At 72.9% G+C, this 20,017-nt stretch carries 13 protein-coding genes; 6 read left to right on the top strand and 7 right to left on the bottom strand.

What is annotated here, in order from left to right:
* Position 1: 1 nt before the first annotated feature.
* On the bottom strand, positions 2-1,009 hold the full coding sequence (locus ACQPXD_RS11795; protein WP_432837639.1) for a LacI family DNA-binding transcriptional regulator: 1,008 nt from the start codon (positions 1,007-1,009) through the stop codon (positions 2-4).
* A gap of 146 nt (positions 1,010-1,155) precedes the next feature.
* Here ACQPXD_RS11795 and ACQPXD_RS11790 point away from each other — a divergent pair, with 146 nt between their 5' ends.
* From ACQPXD_RS11790 to ACQPXD_RS11775, 4 genes are all read left to right on the top strand, one after another.
* Positions 1,156-2,130, top strand: coding sequence for a twin-arginine translocation signal domain-containing protein (locus ACQPXD_RS11790; protein WP_432837637.1), 975 nt, complete (start codon positions 1,156-1,158; stop codon positions 2,128-2,130).
* 128 nt (positions 2,131-2,258) lie between these two features.
* On the top strand, positions 2,259-7,022 hold the full coding sequence (locus ACQPXD_RS11785) for a GH92 family glycosyl hydrolase (protein WP_432837635.1): 4,764 nt from the start codon (positions 2,259-2,261) through the stop codon (positions 7,020-7,022).
* A complete protein-coding gene (locus ACQPXD_RS11780) occupies positions 7,007-7,555 on the top strand; it encodes a DUF732 domain-containing protein (RefSeq protein ID WP_432837633.1) in 549 nt (182 codons plus the stop codon). The genes ACQPXD_RS11785 and ACQPXD_RS11780 overlap by 16 nt, the downstream gene beginning before the upstream one ends.
* Positions 7,556-7,613: 58 nt before the next feature.
* Positions 7,614-8,699 carry an LLM class flavin-dependent oxidoreductase gene (locus ACQPXD_RS11775; protein ID WP_432837631.1) on the top strand — a complete coding sequence of 362 codons (1,086 nt, stop codon included), beginning with the start codon at positions 7,614-7,616 and terminating at the stop codon, positions 8,697-8,699.
* A 4-nt stretch (positions 8,700-8,703) separates the two neighbouring features.
* On the opposite strand, the gene ACQPXD_RS11770 is transcribed toward ACQPXD_RS11775, so the two are convergent.
* Genes ACQPXD_RS11770 through ACQPXD_RS11745 form a run of 6 tightly spaced genes read right to left on the bottom strand, consistent with a single transcriptional unit; the run spans position 8,704 to position 14,925 of the window.
* The gene (locus ACQPXD_RS11770) at positions 8,704-9,591 is read right to left on the bottom strand and encodes an SMP-30/gluconolactonase/LRE family protein (RefSeq protein ID WP_432837629.1); all 888 of its coding nucleotides are present in this window, start codon (positions 9,589-9,591) and stop codon (positions 8,704-8,706) included.
* A 46-nt stretch (positions 9,592-9,637) separates the two neighbouring features.
* Positions 9,638-10,375: an SDR family NAD(P)-dependent oxidoreductase gene (locus tag ACQPXD_RS11765; RefSeq protein ID WP_432837627.1), complete on the bottom strand. Its 738-nt coding sequence runs from the start codon at positions 10,373-10,375 to the stop codon at positions 9,638-9,640.
* Entirely contained in the window at positions 10,375-11,391 is a 1,017-nt protein-coding gene (locus ACQPXD_RS11760; protein WP_432837625.1) for an ABC transporter permease, read from the bottom strand. Before ACQPXD_RS11760 ends, ACQPXD_RS11765 begins: the two co-directional genes overlap by 1 nt.
* Positions 11,388-12,386 (bottom strand): ABC transporter permease, encoded by a 999-nt coding sequence (locus tag ACQPXD_RS11755; RefSeq protein ID WP_432837623.1) that lies wholly within the window; start codon positions 12,384-12,386, stop codon positions 11,388-11,390. The genes ACQPXD_RS11760 and ACQPXD_RS11755 overlap by 4 nt, the downstream gene beginning before the upstream one ends.
* Positions 12,383-13,906, bottom strand: a complete 1,524-nt coding sequence (locus ACQPXD_RS11750) for a sugar ABC transporter ATP-binding protein (protein WP_432837621.1) — start codon at positions 13,904-13,906, stop codon at positions 12,383-12,385. The genes ACQPXD_RS11755 and ACQPXD_RS11750 overlap by 4 nt, the downstream gene beginning before the upstream one ends.
* Positions 13,903-14,925 (bottom strand): sugar ABC transporter substrate-binding protein, encoded by a 1,023-nt coding sequence (locus ACQPXD_RS11745; protein ID WP_432837619.1) that lies wholly within the window; start codon positions 14,923-14,925, stop codon positions 13,903-13,905. Before ACQPXD_RS11745 ends, ACQPXD_RS11750 begins: the two co-directional genes overlap by 4 nt.
* Before the next feature lie 213 nt (positions 14,926-15,138).
* Here ACQPXD_RS11745 and ACQPXD_RS11740 point away from each other — a divergent pair, with 213 nt between their 5' ends.
* Both ACQPXD_RS11740 and ACQPXD_RS11735 read left to right on the top strand, forming a co-directional pair.
* Complete coding sequence (locus tag ACQPXD_RS11740; protein ID WP_432837617.1) at positions 15,139-15,816, top strand: TetR/AcrR family transcriptional regulator; 678 nt, start codon at positions 15,139-15,141, stop codon at positions 15,814-15,816.
* 159 nt (positions 15,817-15,975) lie between these two features.
* A complete protein-coding gene (locus ACQPXD_RS11735; protein WP_432837615.1) occupies positions 15,976-20,016 on the top strand; it encodes a hypothetical protein in 4,041 nt (1,346 codons plus the stop codon).
* Position 20,017: the final 1 nt, after the last annotated feature.

Raw genomic sequence — 20,017 nt, 5'->3', positions numbered from 1 at the left:
TTTACGATCTTTCGGTTAGGGTGGTGCCTTCGACCAGCGCGCACGGCAGCAGGCGCTGGAGCTCGGTCTCGGTGCCGTCGATGAGGGCGGTGAGCACCTCGAGCGCCTGGGCGCCCATCTCGCGCCGCGGGATGGCAAACCCGGTGAACTCGGTGCCCGTGGGGTCGGTGACGTGCCTGGTCGGCTGGCCCAGCGTGACGATCGACAGGTCTTCCCCGGCCACCGCCGCCAGGGCCACGCCGTCGCTGTGCTCCTCGGCGAACACGGCGGTCACGCGCTCACCGGCCAGGCGGCGGGCGACCGCGGCGGGGTCGCCGACCGGCAGGTGCGGCCCGGTCGCCCCGGTCGCGGCCATGCCCCGGTCGAAGCCGGCCTTGCGGTCGGCGTGCGACTCCGGCCCCTCCCCCTGGCCCAGGTAGGCCATCCGGGTGTGGCCGAGGGCGGCGGCCCGGCGCACCAGCGCCTCGGTCGCCCCGGCGTAGTCCGCGCCCACGTAGGGCACCGGCCCGCCGGCGTCGTCGCGCCGGCCGACCGACACGAACGGGAACCCGTCGGCGACCAGCCGGGCCAGCTCGTCCCGGTCGAGCGAGCGGCCCAACAGCACGCAGCCGTCGGCCAGGCGCAGCCGGTTGCCCTCGTGGAAGATGCGCCGCCGCCCGTCGACGACCGGGGCGCTGGTCAGCAGCAGCAGGTCGCTGCCGAGGGCCTCGGCGCGCTCCTCGATGCCGACCAGGAACGGGTGGTAGAAGTCGCTGTTGCCGGCCGGGAACACCGGCTCGTAGGTGAACACGCCGATGATGCGGTTGTCGCGCGCGGCGAGCCGGCGGGCGATCGGATCGGCGACGTAGCCGCTGTCGCGGATCGCCCGCAGCACCCGCTCGCGGGTCTCCGGCGCGATCCGCACATCGCCGTCGGAACGCCCGTTGAGCACGAGCGACACGGTCGCCTGGCTGACCCCGGTCATGCGGGCGATGTCCCGCTGGGTCAGGCGGCGCGGTGTTGCGGTCACCTCGGACCATCCTTGCTAATTCGCATTATCACTCGATGGCTCGCCATCCTGGACCCGCCGCGGCCGTTTCGTCAAGCCCCGGGTTCCCGTGATAATTCGTATTAGCACCTTGACCGGCGGTTCCCGGCGCGGACACACTCCCATCCATGAATCGCCGCCAGGTTCTCCGGGGAGCGGCACTGGCGTCGGGCGCGGCCGCGCTCGGCGCGCTCCAGCTCCCCTCGCCGGCCTCCGCCGCGCCGGCCGGCTTCCCCAACTACCAGTACATCGGCACGCCGTTCACCAAGTCGGCGCTGCGCTACAACCCCACCAACGAGCTGATCTTCCCGTGCATCCGGGGCGTCTACGACAAGATCAGCGGCGGCCTCGGCCGCTACTACCTCTACTACGCCCCGCACAACGCGCCGGGCGGCATCTGCCTGGCCTACGGCAACTCGCTGGGCGGCCCGTTCACCGAGTACCCGGCCAACCCGATCGTGTCCAACGTCTGGTCACCGCACTACTCGGTCAGCCACGTCTCCTCCCCGCACGTGCTGTGGAGCCCCGCGAACAGCAAGTTCTACCTGTACTTCCACGGCGAGAACAGCACGACCCGGATGGCCTGGTCCACCGACGGGGTGCACTTCACCTACTTCGGCGTCGTGCTGAGCACCGCGATGGTGCCCGGGACGACGGAGACGTCCTACGCCCGCGTCTTCGAGCACGCGATCGCCGGCCTGGGCAACACATACGTGATGCTGTTCATGGGCGTCACCGGCGGTACCCGGAAAATCTTCTGGGGCTGGTCGGCCGACGCCAAGACCTGGCAGTTCGACCCGACACCGCTGGTCACGCCGGGACCGGACGACCAGGTGGACATCTCCGGGCCGCACCTGCTGACCCGCAACGGCACGGCCTACGTCGTCTACCACGGCAACAGCGGCAGCATGTTCCTCACCGAGGTCGGCACCAACTTCGACCGCGAGATCCACCTCGGCGTCTTCCACACCCCGCTGAGCGGCGCCCCCGACAGCGGCCGCAGCGCCGCCCCGTCCTTCGGCACCGACGGCGGCGTGCAGTACATGTTCTACGAGGCCGGCCCGCGCCTGTCCGCCACGATCGCGGTGGCCCGCGCGGTGTGAGGGACCCGACCCGCCCGGCGCCGTGAAGGTCGCCGGGCGGCGTTGACAAGCTTGGATCTATGTATTTGGCTGACCGGCAGACCGACGTCGGGCCGCCATCCGCGTCGGACGGGCGCAGGGAGGCGACCATGACCGGACATCGGCTCCGGCCGGGCAGGTTCTGGCTGACGTTCGGGTCCGTGGTGGCGGTGCTGCTCGCCGCCCCGGTAGCGGCGCTGCCGGGGTCGCGGCGCACGCCGGCGGCGGCCGATCCGGTGCCGCTGTTCGCGTCCTCGTTCGAGGACGCGGACCCGCAGCCGGACTGGACCAGCACCGTGGAGACCGACGCCACCGGCGCCCGCAAGGCGGCCGGGGTCGACGGCACCTCGGTCACCGGCATTCCCGGCAACCTCGCCGACAAGGTGATCGACGTGCGGGCCAGCGGCGAGAACACGGCCGCCGGCGAGGTCAGCCGCAACCTCAACGACGGCGACGTCAACTCCAAGTGGCTGACGTTCACGGCGGCCGGCTGGGTGCAGTATCAGCTGTCGGAGCCGGTCGCGGTCGTGGACTACGCGCTGACCTCCGCCAACGACGCCGCGGAGCGCGACCCGCGGGACTGGACGCTGTCCGGGTCGGTGGACGGGCAGCGGTGGATCGCGCTGGACAGCCGCGGCGGCGAGACGTTCGCCGGCCGGCACGCGACCAAGCAGTACCACATCGCCAACACGACGGCCTACCAGTACTACCGGCTCGACATCAGCGCCACCGCCGGCGGCGCGGGGCTGATCCAGCTCGCCGAATGGCAACTGTCCGACGGCGACACCACGCCACCGCCGCCGAGCGACATGAAGAGCCTCGCCGGCAAGGGCCCGGTGTCCTCCCCCACGGCCAAGTCGGCGGTCGGCTACCACGGGATGCGGGCGTTCCAGGTCTCCGGGCGGCACCTGAGCGACGGCCGCGCGTACTCGTACAACAAGGTCTTCGACGTCGACCTGACGCTGACCCCGACGACCGAGCTGTCGTACCTGATCTTCCCGGAGATCACCGACGGCGACCTGCGCAACCCCGCGACGTACGTCGCCGTCGACCTCGCCTTCTCCGACGGCACCTACCTGTCCGACCTGGGTGCGCTCGACGCGCAGGGGGCGCTGCTCACGCCGCAGGGCCAGGGCGCGTCCAAGACGCTGTACACGATGCAGTGGAACGCCAAGCGCGCCGCGATCGGCGCGGTCGCGGCGGGCAAGACCGTCCGGCGGATCCTCATCGGCTACGACGACCCGACCGGGCCGCCCACCACGTTCAAGACCTGGGTCGACGACATCCGCATCGGTGACCCGGTGACCGTAGCCCGCTCCGGCCCGTCCGAGTACGTCGACACGCGGCGCGGCTCGCAGTCCACCGGCGGCTTCTCGCGCGGCAACAACTTCCCGGCCACGGCCGTGCCGCACGGGTTCAACTTCTGGACGCCGATGACCAGCGCCGGGTCCTCGAGCTGGCTGTACGAGTACCACCGGCTGAACAGCGACGCGCACAACCTGCCGATGCTCCAGGCGTTCACGCTCAGCCACGAGCCGAGCCCGTGGATGGGCGACCGGCAGACGTTCCAGGTGATGCCGTCGCCGTCCGCGACGCCCGACGGCGTGCGGGAGAACCGGGCGCTGGAGTTCCAGCACGAGAACGAGGTGGCGTACCCGCACTACTACGGCGTCACGTTCGAGAACGGCATGCGGACCGAGATCGCGCCGACGGACCACGCGGCGGTGTTCCGCTTCACCTTCACCGGAAACGCGTCGAGCCTGGTCTTCGACAACGTCAACAACTCCTCCGCGCTCGCGATCGACCAGGCCAACGGGGTCATCACCGGGTACTCCGACAACCGCAGCGGCCTGTCCACCGGCGCCACCCGCATGTACGTCTACGCCAAGCTGGACCGGCCGGTCGTGGCCGGCGGCATGCTGCCGAACGGCAACCGGGTCTCCACCGGCTACGCGCGGTTCGACACGTCGACCGAGAAGGTCGTCACGATGCGCATCGCGACCTCGCTGATCAGCCTCGACCAGGCGCGGCACAACCTGGAGCTGGAGATCGGGCCGGACGAGTCGCTGGAGTCGGTGCGCGACCGGGCGAAGGCGCTGTGGGACAAGCAGTTGCACGTGATCGACGTCGAGGGGGCCGCCGACGACCAGCTCGTCACGCTGTACTCCAACCTCTACCGGCTGTTCCTGTACCCGAACTCCGCCTTCGAGAACACCGGCACCGCTGACCGGCCGAAGTACCAGCACGCCGTGCAGTCCGCGACGAGCACCCCGGCCAGCTCGCCGACCCACACCGGCGCGCCCGTGGTCGACGGGAAGGTCTACGTCAACAACGGGTTCTGGGACACGTATCGCACCGCGTGGCCGGCGTACTCGCTGCTCGTGCCGTCCCAGGCCGGCGAGTTCATCGACGGCTTCCTGCAGCAGTACAAGGACGGCGGCTGGAGCGCCCGCTGGTCCTCCCCCGGCTACGCCGACCTGATGGTGGGCACCAGCTCCGACGTCGCGTTCGCCGACGCCTACGTCAAGGGCGTGCGCGGCTTCGACGTCGACGCGGCCTACGAGGCGGCGGTCAAGGACGCCACGGTCCTGCCGCCCAACAGCAACGTCGGGCGGAAGGGGTTCGCATCCTCGCCGTTCCTCGGCTACACCGCCCTGGACTCGACGGACGAGGCGATGTCGTGGGCGATGGACGGCTACATCAACGACTTCGGCATCGCCAACATGGCCAAGGCCCGGCTGGCCAACGCCGCGCCCGGCGACCCGCAGCGCGCCCAGCTCACCGAGGATTACCAGTACTTCCTCAACCGGGCGCAGAACTACGTGAACATGTTCGATCCGTCGGTCGGCTTCTTCCAGGGCCGCGACAGCGCCGGCAACTGGCGCAAGGCTCCCGGCGCCTTCGACCCGCGCGACTGGGGCGGCGACTACACCGAGACCGACGCCTGGAACATGGCCTTCCACGTGCCGCAGGACGGCCGCGGGCTGGCCAACCTCTACGGCGGCACCGACCGGCTGGCCGCCAAGCTCGACACGTTCTTCGCCACGCCGGAGGACGCGACGCACGTCGGCGCCTACGGCGGCACCATCCACGAGATGCTCGAGGCGCGGGACGTGCGGCTGGGCCAGTACGGCCACAGCAACCAGCCGTCGCACCACATCATCTACATGTACGACTACGCCGGGCAGCCGTGGAAGGCCCAGGCCCTGGTCCGCGAGTCGCTGTCGCGGCTCTACCTGGGCAGCGACATCGGGCAGGGCTACGCCGGCGACGAGGACAACGGCGAGATGTCGGCGTGGAGCGTGTTCAGCTCGCTCGGCTTCTACCCGCTGCAGATGGGCAGCCCGTACTACGCGATCGGCTCGCCGCTGTTCACGAAGGCGACGGTGAACCTGGAGAACGGCAAGAAGCTCGTCATCAACGCGCCGAACAACAGCCGCCGCAACGTGTACGTCCAGAGCCTCAAGGTCAACGGCAAGGCGTACGACAAGACCTACCTGCCGCACGACATCCTGGCCGCCGGCGCGACGCTGGACTTCACGATGGGCGCCCAGCCGTCGACCTGGGGCACCGGCGCGGCCGCCGCGCCGCTGTCCATCACCCAGGATCAGGCCGTGCCCCGGCCGCTGCGGGACGTGACCGGCGCCGGCACCGGTTTGTTCGACAACACCTCGGCCACCCGCGTCACCTTCCCCGGGGCCACGCCGTCGGTGCAGTACCAGTTCCCATCGGGGGCAACGCGCGACCGGGTCACCCACTACACGCTGACCTCCGGTCCGACCCTGCACGAGCCGCGCAGCGTGGTCGGCCCCGGCACGCAGGTGACGGCGACCGCGCAGAACCCGCCCAACGAGGTCGCGGCGAACCTCGCCGACGGCAACGCCGGCACGAAGTGGCTGGCGTTCCAGCCGACGGCCACGATCACGGTCCGGCTCGCCGAGCCCACCGACGTCGTGCGCTACTCGCTCACCTCCGCCAACGACGCACCGGAGCGGGATCCGCGGGACTGGACGCTGTCCGGCTCCGCCGACGGGCAGCACTGGACCCTCCTGGACACCCGGACCGGGCAGGCGTTCGGCGACCGGTTCCAGGCCAAGGACTACACCTTGGCCAGCCCGGCGCAGTACCAGTACTTCCAGCTGAGCATCACCGCCAACGCGGGCGGGGTGAACCTGTTGCAGCTGGCCGACCTCGGCCTTTCCGACGGGGTCACGTCGGGCGATCCGACCGGCTGGAAGCTGCAGGGTTCGTACGACGGCAAGACCTGGAGCACCGTCGACGAGCGCGCCGGCGAGACCTTCCCGTGGCGGCTGCAGACGCGCGCGTTCGCGGTGAGCAAGCCGGGCCGGTTCAGCCAGTACCGCCTGCAGGTCACCGGCAACACCGGCGACACCACGACGACGCTGGCCGAGGTGGAGCTGCTGGCCAAGCCGGACCCGGCGTGCACGAGCACCGTGTCCGGCAAGCACGACGGACCGCTGACCGTCTCCTCCGGGATCACCTGCCTGGCGCCCGGCTCGACGGTCACCGGCCCGGTCACGGTCCGCTCCGGCGCGCAGCTGCTGGCGTTCGACGCGACCGTCGGCGGCCCGCTGTCCGCGTCCGGCGCCGCCGCGGTCGTCCTCGTGCACACCGCGGTCGCCGGGCCGGTCTCGGTCACCGGCACGACCGGCGAGCTGAGCCTGGAGGACTCGACGATCGGCGGCCCGGTGTCCCTGGTCGGCAACGCCGGCGGGCCGGACCTGCCGGCGCTGCTCGCGGGCAACCGCGTCGGCGGGCCGCTGAGCTGCGTCGGCAACAACCCGGCACCGGTCAACGACGGACTGCCCAATACGGCGGCCGGCCCGAAGGCCGGGCAGTGCCAGGCCCTCTAGCCCGGCCCGCCGCCCGGGCCCGCTCGGTTCCGGGCGGGCGCCGGGCCGCGATCGGCGCCGGCGTCCTGGTCGCGCTCGTGATGGCCGGGGTGCTCTGGTGGTCGCTGCGCGACGATTCCGGCCGGTCCGGCGGGTACCCGACGGGGCTGGTGCCCAGCGCGCCGGCCCCGGCGACGGCACCCACGTCCGCGTCCGGGACCGGCCCGACCGGCCCGACCGGATCGGCACCGACCGGATCGGCACCGGCCGGCGGCGGGTCCGCGCGTCCCGTCGTGACCGGCGGCACGGATCCGGCCGGCCGCGCCGCCACCGCCTTCCTGACCGAGCTGGGCGCGATCGACCCGGCCCTGGCGAGCGACCCGGGCCAGGCGCTGGCCGGCGGTCAGGCCGCATGTCAGGACCTCGCGGCGCACCAGCCGGACGAGACCGTGCTCGGCAACGTGACGCGGCGCTTCCGCCTCGGCGCGGGGGCGGCCGACCGGGCGAAGGCCGCCCTGATCGTGGACGCGGCGCACAACCACCTCTGCCCTTGAGCCCTCGCCGCGCGGCGGCCCGGTGTGACCCTTGACACACCCGCGGGACGGGGTGACTATGCGCTTAGTCATCTCCTTCAACGACGAGGAGAACACCATGCGCACCGGAATTGTGGTTACCGCGCGACCGGGGATCGAGGAGCTCGCCGCGCGCGCCGAGGACCTGGGATTCACGAGCTTCTGGGTGTACGACACGCCGATGGTGAACGGGGATCCGTTCGTCGCCCTGGCCCTGTGCGCCAAGGCGACCAGCGCGATCAAGCTGGGGATCGGGGTCACCTCCCCGGCGCTGCGCTCGGCGCCGGCGGCCGCGGCCGCGGTGTCCAGCCTGAACGCGATCGCGCCCGGCCGGGTGATCTGCGGCGTCGGCACCGGCAACACCGCCCGGCGCACGCTCGGCATGCTGCCGACGACGATGGCGCGGCTGGAGGCGTTCACCCGCGCGCTGCAGGACCTGACCGCCGGCCGGGAGACCGAGTACACGGAGGGCAGCCGCACCCGCGACGTCAGGTTTCTGCACGTCGGACCGTACGTCAACACCGAGGATCCGGTCGAGTTCGTCGTCGCGGCCTTCGGGCTCAAGGCGGCGGCGATCGCCGGGCGCCGCGGCACCGGCCTCATCTCGTTCGGGCTGCTCGCCCCGGCCGTGTGGGAGGCGTTCCAGCAGACGCGCCGGGAGGCGGCGCGCGAGGCCGGCCGGACTGGCAGCGCCGACTCCTACGTGATGACGTCGCTGCACGTGCTCGGCGACGGCGAGGACCGCCACGGCGACCTGGCCCGGGACTCGATGGGGCACGTGGCGATGGCGCTGCTGACCTTCGCGGCCGACAACCCGGCGTTCGGCGAGTCCCTGGAGCCCGACGAGGCCGAGGCCGTGCAGCGGCTGCTGCGGCGGCGGGGCACCACCGCGACAGCCGCTGACCGGCACAGGTACCTGTACCGCAACTACCTCGGCCGCATCGATCCCGAGGACCGGGACCTGATCGTTCCCTCGCTCGTGGACAAGCTGGGGTTGATCGGTACCCGCGACGAACTGTCGGAGCGGATCGCGGCGCTGGAGAAGGCCGGCATCGACGAGATCGTCATCCAGCCCGTCGTGGATCCCGAACGCGAGATGGCGGCGCTCGCCCGGTTGACGGCCTGAGCGTTCATGCCGCGCCGGGGACGGCGACCCGGACGGCGAGCATGCGACCCTCGTGCGCCGCCGCGCGGGCGTCCTCCAAGAAGTCGGGGGCGGCGCACGCGTAGAGGGTCGTGCCGGCGGCGCCGCCGAGGGCGCAGGCGTACACCGGCGAGCCCGGCTTGATCTCGTCGGTGATCGTGCCGCCCTCGATCACCCGCACGAGCCGGTCGCCGGTGGCGTCGGCGATCCACAGCGCACCGGCGGCGTCCAGGCAGGCACCGTCGCCGGCGACCCGGATCTGCCCCAGCACCGCCGCGATGTCCCGCTCGGTCGGCAGCGGCCCGAACTCGGCCCACACCCGCCGGTTGGTGAGCTCGCCGTCGGCGGTGAGGTCGAACGCGCTGACCCGGTTGCCGAACGTCTCCACGACCAGCAGCACGTTGTCCGGCGTGATGGCGCTGCCGTTGGGGAACCACAGATCGTCGGCGACCAGGGTGACGTGGCCGTCCGGGTCGACCCGGTGCAGCGCGGCCGGCTCCAGCGGCGCGCCGCCCATCAGGTCGAAGCCGAAGTTGCCCACGTAGGCCCGGCCCTGTGCGTCCACGACCATGTCGTTGACGTGCCCGGTGGCGTGCTTGCCGAGGTCGGCGTGGACGGCGAGGGTGCCGTCCGGCTCCCGGCGCAGGATCTTGCGGTCACGCATGGAGACGATCAGCAGCCGGCCGTCGGGGAGCCAGCCCAGGCCGGAGGGCTGCTCGGGGACGTGCGCCTCCTCGCGCACGTCCGCACCGTCCTCCAGCATCGAGCGGACCCGGTAGCCGTAGAAGTCGGAGAACCAGAGCCGCCCGTCGCGCCAGCGGGGTGCCTCCAGGAAGTGGTAGCCCTCGGCCACCGTGGTCATCTCCGTGGTCATGTCCGTCCTCCGCATCTGGTGAGGGATCGTGGGGTGAGGGGTGTGTTCACAGCGACAGGCCGCCGTCCACGGGCAGCACCACGCCGGTGATGTAGGCGGCCTCGTCGGAGGCGAGGAACGCGACGGCCGCCGCCATCTCCGACGCGTCGGCGAAGCGGCCCATGGGGATGCCGGCGGTCAGCTGGGCGAGCTTCTCCTCCGGGACGGAGGAGATCATCCGGGTGTGCGCGTTGGGCGAGATGGCGTTGACCGTGATGCCGAACCGGGCGAGTTCCTTGGCGGCCGTCTTGGTGAAGCCGATGATCCCGGCCTTGGCCATCGCGTAGTTGGACTGGCCGGGGTTGCCCCGCAGGCCGGTGTAGGAGGTGACGTTGATGATGCGCCCGCCGCCCTGGCGCCGGAGGTGGGGCACCACCGCACGGGTGCAGCGGAACGTGCCGCCGGCGTGCACGGCCATCACCGACTCGTAGTCGTCGTCGCTGAGCTTCCACACTACGCCGTCGCGCAGGATCCCGGCGTTGTTGACCAGGACGTCGATCCGGCCGGTCTCCGCGACCACCCGCTCCACCGCCTCGGCGACCTGGCCCGTGTCGGACACGTCGGCGACGAGGCCGACCGCGCCGATCTCGCCGGCCGCCGCCCGGACCGGTCCCGCCTCGAGGTCGACGAGGTAGACGGCCGCACCCGCGGCCCGGAAGTGCTCGCCGACGGCGCGCCCCACGCCGCGGGCCGCGCCGGTGACGACCACCGTCCGCCCGGTGAAGTCGAAGCTGAGGTTTCCCATCAGGACAGCCCCTCCGTGGTCGCTCCGCCGGTCGCCGCGCCGTCCGGATCCGCCCGGCGGGCGCGGAGCCGGTCGACCATCTGGTGCAGGCCCGGGCTCTCGATCGCGACGATCACCGCGAGCAGCGCCGCGTAGAGCAGCTGGGTGGAGAAGTCGGGCAGGGCGGTGGTCGCCACGACCTGCGCGAGCAGCGCCACCGACAGGCCCCCGGCCAGCAGGCCCAGGGCGGTTCCGCGGCCGCCGGCCAGTGACACCCCGCCGAGCAGCGCGGCCACCGCGGCGAGGATCAGCGGCTGCAGGCCGGGATCGGGGTTGGCCGACGCGTAGCTGTAGCTGAGCAGGGCGCCGCCCAGCGCGGCCAGCGTGCCGGACGTGGTGAACACCGCGACGAGCAGGCGGTCCACCCGGACGCCGGCGACCCGGCTGGCCCGCCGGTCGCCGCCGATGGCGCGCAGTTCGCGCCCCAGCTTGGTGAAGCCCAGCACGACCGCGGCGGCGAGGAACGCGGCGAGCGTCAGCAGGCTGCGCGGCGAGAGGACGCCGGCGATGGTCTGGTCGACCCACAGGGTCGCGTCGCTGTTGGGGAACGTCTTGCTCAGGCCGCCCGACATCGCGTACGTCAGCCCCAGCAGCGCGATGTAGGTCGCCAGGGTGACCGGCATCGACGGGATGCGCAGACGCGCGATGAGCCCGCCCTGCACCGCCCCGATCGCGGCGCCCGCCCCGACGGCGGCCAGGACGCCCAGGACGGGGTGCGCCGCGCCGGCGCTCACCGCCACCATCCCGCCCAGCGCGTAGGTGCCGGCGACCGACAGGTCGAACTCGCCCGCGATCATCGTGATGCCGATCGCCAGCGCCAGGAGGCCCAGCTGGGCGAAGCCCTGCAGCGCGTTGTAGGCGTCGAACAGCTGCAGGGGCCGGCCGCTGACCAGGGGCGAGGCCGCGAAGGCGAGCACCGCGACGAGCAGGGAGACCAGCGGCATCAGCCGGTCCGGCCGCAACAGCCGGCGGGTCACCGCCGGCTCCTGTGCGTGCGCAGGTGCACCGCGATGACGACGGCGAGCACGAGGACCCCTTTCACGAGGATCTGCGTTCCGGTGGCGAACCCGCGCAGCAGGAGCACGTCGGAGAGCACGGAGATGAGCACCGCGCCGCCGAGGGTCTGCAGCGCGGAGCCGTGGCCGCCGGCGATCGCGGTGCCGCCCACCAGGACCGCGGCGATGGCGTCGAGGGTGAGGGTGCCGCCGAGCGTCACCGTGGCGGACGTGTTGAACGACGCGAGGAACACGCCGGTCAGCGCGGTGCACGCGCCGAAGAACGCCCAGGCCAGGACGGTCACCCGGCCGACGGGCAGGCCGGCCGCGCGGGCTGCGGCGCGGTTCTCGCCCACCAGGTACATCTGCCGGCCGGCGGTGGTGCGCCGCAGCGTCCACTGCGCGATCACCGTGACCGCGAGCAGGACGTACACGGCCACGGGCAGGCCCAGCCAGGTCGCGTTGAGCGCCTCGTACGCGCGCGCGGCGGGGTAGACCGGGGTACCGCCGCTGAACCAGGTCGCGGCACCGCCGGTCGCGAACCCGGCCGCGATGGTCAGCACGATCGGGTTGGCGCCCCAGAAGCCGATGATCGCGCCCTGCATTGCGGTGAGCGCGGCACCGCAGGCGAGCGCGATCAGCACGGCGGCCGCCAGCCCGAGCCGGGACGAGGCCAGGAAGGCCATCGCGACGACGGTCGCGGTCTGGGAGGTGGCCAGCGACACCGCCGACCCGGAGACCATCACCAGCGTCGCGCCGACCGCGGTGATGCCCACGAACGCGGCCGAGGCGAGGATGGCCCGCGCGTTGTCGAGGCTGAGGAACCGGTTGGTGGTGACGGCCAGCGCGGCGAACAGCAGCAACAGCACGGCCAGCACGACGGCGGACGCGCCCGGCCGGCGCCGGCCGGACGAGCCGGGCCGCGGCGGGTCCGACGCGGTGGCCCGCGCGTCGCGGGTGCGGTCGGCGGTCGTCATGCCGCCGCCCCGTGGGTCATGTCGCGCATCAGCCGCGAGCCGTCGGCGCCGCCCTCGTACACCCCGACGGCGTGGCCGTCCCGCATCGTGACGATCACGTCGCCCAGCTCGAGCACCTCCTCCAGCTCAGTGGACGCGATGATGACGACGAGCCCGGCGTCGGCGGCCCGGCGCAGCAGCCGGTGGATCGCCACGCGACCGCCGACGTCGACACCGCGGGTGGGCTCGTCCAGCAGGAGGGCGAAGACGTCCGGCCGCTCGAGGCACCGGCCCACGAATACCTTCTGCTGGTTGCCGCCGCTCAGCGCCGCCGCCGGCTCGCCGAGCCGCCGCTCCGGCAGGCCCGACCACTGCGCGAGGGACCGGGCGGCGACCCGCTCCCGGCGCGGCCGCAGGACGCCGGCCCGGGCGAGGCCGGGCAGCCGGGTCGCGACGAGGTTCCAGGCGACCGACCGGCCGAGGAACAGTCCCTCGGACTTGCGGTCGTTGGAGACGAACGCGATCCCGCTCCGCGCGGCGCGCACCGGGTCGCCGAAGGTGACCCTCCGGTCGTTCAGCACGACCCTCCCGGTCGCCTTCGGGTGCAGCCCGGCCAGGGCGCGCAGCACGTCGGACGCCCCGCTGCCGAGCTGCCCGGCCAGGGCGTGGATCCGGCCCGCCCGCGCGGCTAGGGAGAAGTCCCCCAGCCGGCCGGGCACGCGCAGGTGCTCGATGCGCAGCGCGGGCGGGCGGTCGCGGTCCGGCCGCGCGGCCTCGGCGAGGCGGTGCGGCGTCTCGCCGAGCATCCGCACGATCAGCTCGTCGACGGTGAGGTCCTTGGCCGGCGTGGTGGCGACGGTGCGGCCGTCCCGCAGGACGGTCACGCGGTCGCAGAGGTCGAGCACCTCGGACAGCCGGTGCGAGACGAAGATGACCGCGCAGCCGGCGGCCGCGACCCGCCGGATGGCCGTGAAGACGCGCGCGCTCTCCACGTCGCCGAGGGTGGCGGTGGGCTCGTCGAGGATCACCAGCCGGGCGTTCTGGCTCAGCGCCTTGGCGATCTCGACCAGCTGCCGCTCGCCGATGCTGAGCGCGGACAGCGGCTGGTCCGGGTCGATCCGCTCCAGCCCCATGCCGTCGAGGATCTGGCGGGCCCGGGCGGCGGCCCGGCGACGGCGGTTGACGAACGGCACCTCGATGTCGCCGAGGAGCATGTTCTCCACGACGGTCAGCGCCGGCACCGTGCTCAGCTCCTGGTCGACCAGCGCGACGCCCATGCGCTGGGCGACCTGCCGGCTGCCGAGCTGGACCGCCTCGCCGCCGATGAGGATGCGGCCGCCGTCCGGCGGGAGCTGCCCGGAGAGCATCTTCACCACCGTGCTCTTGCCGGCCCCGTTGTGCCCGCACAGGCCGTGGATCTCGCCGGCCGCCACGGTGAAGGACGCGTCGCGGACCGCGGGGACGCCGTCGAAGGAGCGGGCCAGGCCCTCGGCGCGCACCTGGAAGGCGTCGAGGACCGGGCCGGTGATCGGGTCGTTCATGCGTGGCTGCACTGCTCGGCGAACTGGTCCACGTTGGCGGCCGTGACGCGCTCCTCGTTGACCAGCTCGCTCTGCGGCGGTTTCTGCCCGGTCAGGAACCGCACGGCGTAGTCGGCGGTCTGCTTGGCGATCGTGCCGGGGTCCTCCGTGGCGGTGCCGTAGAGCTCGCCCGCCTTGATGGAGTCGATGCCCGCCTTGAAGCAGTTGCTGCTGGTGACGATCAGGCCGTCCTTGCGGCCGATCGGGAAGCCGGCCTGCTTGGCCGCCTGGATGATGGGCAGGGCCATGTAGTCGGCCATGCCGTAGGCGGCCTGCACGCCGTCGCGGCCGTGCTTGGCCAGCAACTGCTGGGCGATGGTGCCGGACAGCTGCGGGTCCCAGTTGGCGTCCTGCTCGTCGACGACCGTGTACTGCGGCGCGGTGGCCATCACCTTGTTGAAGCCCTTCATCCGGTCCTGGGTGACGAGCATCGACTTGGTACCGGTCAGGACGAAGATCTTGGCCGAGTCACGGCCCTGCGCCTTGAGCCCCTCGATGAGGTTCTGCGCGGCGAACTCGCCGAGCTTCTCGTTGTCGGACAGCACCGACATGACCTCACCGGCGACCGACGGGTCCGTCGGGCCGTCGAAGGCGAGCACGGGCACACCGGCCGCCTTCGCCTTCTTGATCGGTACGACCATCGCCTGCGTGTCCAGGACGGCCAGCACGATCAGGTCGGGCTTCTGCGCGACGGCCTGGTTGAACTTCTGCACCTGGGTGCCCGGGTCCATCGTCGTCAGGTCGTTGATCTTGACGCCGGTCCCCGCGAGCTGGTCCGTGAAGACCTTGTTGAAGTAGGCGCCCCAGGGGTTCGCGCTCCCGTAGCCGACCAGGGCGATCGTCTTGCCCTTGAGCGACGTCGTGGACGCGCCGCCCGAGGACGGCGCGTCGCCCGCGGCGCCGCCGCAGGCCGTGGTCAGCAGGGTCAGGCCGAGCGCGCCGGCGAGGACGCCGACGCGAAGCGATCCGGTGCGTAACATGCGCTCTCCTTTGAGCGGACCGATTGTTTTCTCGGGTGTTTCTGACGTGTTCGGGCTTGCGTCGGCGCACTGACTAAGCGCATAGTCACCGCGTGGGCCGGTGTGTGTCAAGGGTCACAACCAGTGCGACCGGATCGTGATCCAGAGGCGCGGCGGACCGGCCCCGCCGGCCCATCGGTACTGTTCACGGGACAAAGGAGGCGATGGTCGCGCATGCCCAAACGGCAGGCCCGGTGGACCGCGCAGGACCTGGCGGACGATCCTCGGCTGAAGGACGACTCCCCCGGCCTGTGGCGCGCGGACCTCGGCGAGGTGCCCCGCGGGCTGTTGACGTCCGCGGTCCGCTGCTTCGCCGCGAACGGGTTCCATGCGACGACCACGCGCGACATCAGCGAGGGCGTCGGGCTCAGCCCGGCGGCGATGTACGTGCACTTCCCGTCCAAGGAGCTGGTCCTGTTCGAGATCATCCGGGCCGGTCACGAGCGGGCGCTGGCCTACGTGCAGGAGCCGTCCGTGCTCGCCGTCGAGGGCTCCGCCGACCGGCTGCGGCAGGTCATCTGCCGGTACACGGCGTGGCACGCCCGGCACCACGTGGCCGCCCGGGTCAGCCAGTACGAGCTGGCCGGCCTCACCGCCGAGCACTACGGCGCGGTGCTCGAGCTGCGCCACCGGACCAACGAGTTCTTCCGCGACACCGTCGCCCGCGGCGTCGCCGACGGGTCGTTCGCGCAGGTCGACGTCAAGCGGGTCACCCGCGCGATGCTGTCGCTCAGCATCGACCTCGTCCGCTGGTACCGGCTCGAAGGCTCGGACTCCCCCGAGCAGGTCGGCGAGTTCTACGCCGACCTCGCCCTGAAGCTGGTCGCCCACCCCGGCGCCCACCGGTCGTAGCGCGAGTGCGGGAGGCGCCATGCGCGGCTTGATGCCTGACCGCGCCGGTGACACGATCAGCCGGAAGCCTTGGCACGAACGGGCCACGCTCACCGGCCGTTAGGCGTGAGTCGGCGCGCAGCACTGTGACAATCGACGGTCGTCAGGTACTCACTTCTCATGTCTACGGGCTTACGCTGGTGGGTCCGGCTGGCCGTCGTCGCGGCCGCGGTGGTCGTGTGCCTGCCGGGCGCCGGCGCCGCCTATGCCGAAGATCCGGTCGCCGTGCTCGACACCTGGTCGCCGCGGAACGTGTCGGGCGGCTGGACGACCAGCGCCCCCGACACGCCGGTCACGGTGACCCGGGACCTGCACACCTGCTCCGGCCGGCAACGGGACGGGAGCGACGCGTCCCGGCGGCTCGACATGAGGCTGACCTGGATCCGCTGCGCCTCGGCCGGTGCCCGGGCCTGGGCGGCGTACTTCGAGCGGCAACGCCGGAGCGAACCGGCCGGCTGGCGGGCGATGCCGACGGCCTTCGCGACCGGCAGCGAGGTCGTCGGCGGTCTCGTCGCCGGCAACCAGCGGTACTGGATCCAGGGCGCCTATGTGCTGATCCTCAACACCGCCTGCCCGTCGATGACGAGGTTCGACTGCGCCGAGGTGTCCCGCGCGGCGGCCAGCGATCTCGCCGACCGGATCGGCATCGCGCCGACAAAGCTCGCGGGCAACCGCGGACGCGGCTACTTCACCTCGATCCTCAGCTGGGTCCTCATCCTCGAAGGGGCGCTCGGCGCGGTCGCGCTCGGGCGGCTCCTGGTGGGGCTCGCCTGGTCCCGCTTCGCATTCCCCCGCACCGATCCGCAAGCGCCCGAATGGTTCGCCGTGGACCGCGACGCGCGGGACCTTCGCCGCCGGGCGCGGCTACGCCGTCACGGCTGGCTGCTCATCCTGCCGGCGGTCCTCTACGGCCTGGTGCTCGGCACGGAGTACCTGGTCAGCACGGTCAGCACGGACGACGTCGCGGAGCTGGTCCTGCCGCTGTTCGTCGGGTTGGTGGGCGTTGTGCTGCTCATGTCCGGCCACGACGCCTCCCCGTCCGACGCGCCCCCGCGGGGCGGGGTCCGCCGGCCCGCCGGCCGGGTCGTCCTGTGGCTCGCGTTGACCATCGTGACCGGCGCGCTGCTGGCCCTGGTGCTGGTGCTGGACTTCGGCGATCTGTTCATCGGTGACCAGGTGGGAACCACGCTGCTGGCCCTGTCATTCCTGCTCGCCCTGCCGCTGTGGCCGCTGAGCTGGTGGCTCGCGTGGCTGGGCGAGTCCGACGCGTGGCGGCGCCGCAACGCCCGGACCGGCCGGCCCGCGCTGCTGCTCGGTGGCTTCGGGGAGTCGGCGGGCTGGCTCTGGGCCCGCCGGCCTCGGTCAGGAGGCCCCTCGAACCGGATCACGCAACTCGCCGTCCGCGCGAAACCGCAGTCGTTCCGCAAACTGCTGCTGACGCTGCTCGCCGGCCACGGCCCGGTGCTGACGGCCGGTGCGCCCGGCCGGCCCGTCAAGGGCCCGGCGGCCACGGCGGCGCTCGGGCTCGCCGACTGGGAGCCGCGGCTGCGGGCGCTGATCCGCGACAGCCGCGTGGTCGTGATCTGTGCCGGGCTCGACCGTGCCGGCAGCCCGCTGCGCGAGCTGGCGGTGGTGGGAGCGGAGTCGACGAGCAAACCGATCATGGTCGTGCTCGGCCCGGGCACGACCCACGACGTCGGCCGCCGGTATGCGCAGTGGCGGGCCGCGGTGCGTGACATCGCGCCGTTCTCCCAGCTGCCCGTCGTACCGAGCGGCACGCACGTGCTGGTCCACCTGCCCGGCACCCGGTGGACCGGTTGGGGCGCAGGGCGCCGGGACGAATGGACCTACGCCAGAGCGGTCAACGACGCGCTGGCCCACGTGTTTCTCAATGCGGATCGCGAAGTCCGGCCGGGTGACCACGTCGTGGTACCCCGTCTCCCGGACGATGCGGACCTGACCGGGCAGCCCGCCATCGCGGTGCTGGCCGGCGACGCCGACCGGGCCACGGCCGACCAGATCGCGGCGAGCCTGGTGGGGATGGGCCTGCCCGTCTGCGGTACGGCCGAGATCGGCCGGATACCGGTGCGGGCCGTGGCGGTCGTCCTCTCCGCCGCCGCCGCGGCGGACCCGCGATGGCGCGCCGAGTTCGAGCGGGCGAAGGGTCTGCGCATCGTCGGCATCCGCATCGGTACCACCGCCAACTCGGCGCTGCCCGAGGAGCTGGCGGGGCTCAACTGGGTGCGGTGGTCCGCGGAGGACGGCGTCCGGTCCAGGGCGGATCTGTTCGTGGCCATCACCTCGGATCCGCAGGAGTACGTCGTGCACCGCGACCTCGTGTACCAGGCGCGCGGGTGGGTCGCGGCCCGGCGAGACCCCGCGCTGCTGATCGGCGATCGTCGCGAGGCCCGGCGGGCGGCGGACCATCTCATGCAGACCGCCGACGATCCGCTGTCGCGGCCCGGACCGCTGCTGAACGAGTTCGTCCAGGCGTCGCTGGCCCTCGGTCGCCGCCGGCAGCGCCGGTCGCGGGCGCTGGGGGCGGTCGTCGTGGCCGCCGTCGCGCTGCTGGCCGGCGCGGGTATCTACACGGTCGCCGGCCTGCTCGACGATCGCGACCAGAACCAGGTGGCCACGGTCGTCGCGGCGGTGCCGGCCGACACGCACCTCAACCCGGCGCTCGCCGGCGTGAAGGCCGGGACCGGAGTGCTGCGGGGCAACGCGATCGAGAAGGGCGCGGCCCGGCTGGCCCTGTTGCGGCTGCTGGACCGGCAGCCGTGGCCGAGTGGCGTCCTCACCGCGTCCGCGGACAACCCGGCCCGCGACGTCGCCATGGTCCACGACGGCACCCTGCTCCTCGTGGCCCCGGACACGCTCGCCTTCGCCGGCGCCGGCACCGGCTCGGCCGAGTGGATCCGTTCCATCGCACCCGGCGGTACCGCACTCGACGCCGCCCCGGACGCCAGCGCGGTCGTCGTCGGTGGCGACCACACCGTTCAGCTGATCCGCACCGCGCCATGGCAGCGCCAGGCCGTGGCGGTGGACGGGCCCGTGGCCGCCGTCGCCGTCGACCCGGCGTCCCGGCAGGCGGCCGCCGTGGTCGGCGGCAACCGGCTCGTCACGATCGGGCTGGACCCGCCCTACGCCGTGCGGCCGGCGGGAACCTTCGACCGGGTACTGACCCTTCGTCACCTCGCCGGCTCGGGCGGACTGCGCGCACTGGTCACGACGGCCGGCGCAGTCAAGGAGATCGACCCGCTCGGCGCCGGCGGCGCGGTGGCCGTCGCGGCGCCGGCGACGACCGTGATCGGCGCGCTCGACCCCGGTGGCACCCACATCGCGGTCGTCCAGAACGACCGGCGGCTGTTCTACGGCAGCGCCACGGACCTCCGCCCGACCGGGCAGGTGATACCGGACGGGGCCGCCGAGATCGCCGTCCTGCCCGGCGATCGGATCGTCGTGGCAGGCCTCGGCGCGGCGCCTGCGGTGTTCGACGTGCGCAGCGGGATCGTGACCGACCGGCTCGGCCCGACCGCCGGGGCCGCGGTCCGGCTACGGACCGACGACGACGGCACGGCGGTCGCCGCCGTGGAGGCCACCGGGGTGACGACGTGGTCCACCGCGGGGCTCGGTTCGGTGGCGGGCGACGACTCCGGCTCCGCCTCGGCCGGTCCGGCGCTCGCGGCCGTCCCGGGCGGTACGTTGCGCGCGGACGGCTCGCTGTCGCTCGAGGATCCCTCCGGCGGCGCCCACGGGCTCCAAACGGTCCGGGGCACCGTGACCGCGTCCGCGGTCAGCGCCGACGGCCGGGAGCTGCTGGTCGGGTCGGCCGGCGGCGAAGTCACCCAGGTGAGCCTCACGAGCACCACCGCGGACGACAACCTGACGGCATTGCGGCGATGGACGGCGCCCAGCGGCGCGGCCGTCGAGCGGGTGGGCTGGTCCGGGACGGGCCACCTGATGATTCGGACGGCCGACGGGATCTGGTGGCACCCCGAGTCGTGCGAGGGGTGCGACACGGACAGCGGACTGCTCGGCGCGCTGCGCGCACATCTGATGACCTGCTACCCCCGGAGCGCCCTGAGCGACATCGACCCCGCGGTGCTGCGGCGGCTCGGTGTGCGGACCTGCGCCCCCGCGCCATCGACCGAGGCGGGCTGAG

The organism is Dactylosporangium sp. CA-092794 (assembly GCF_050948465.1).
Classification (GTDB): Bacteria; Actinomycetota; Actinomycetes; order Mycobacteriales; family Micromonosporaceae; genus Dactylosporangium.
Note: the sequence above shows the minus strand (reverse complement) of the source record. Positions and strands in the feature narration are given on the sequence as shown.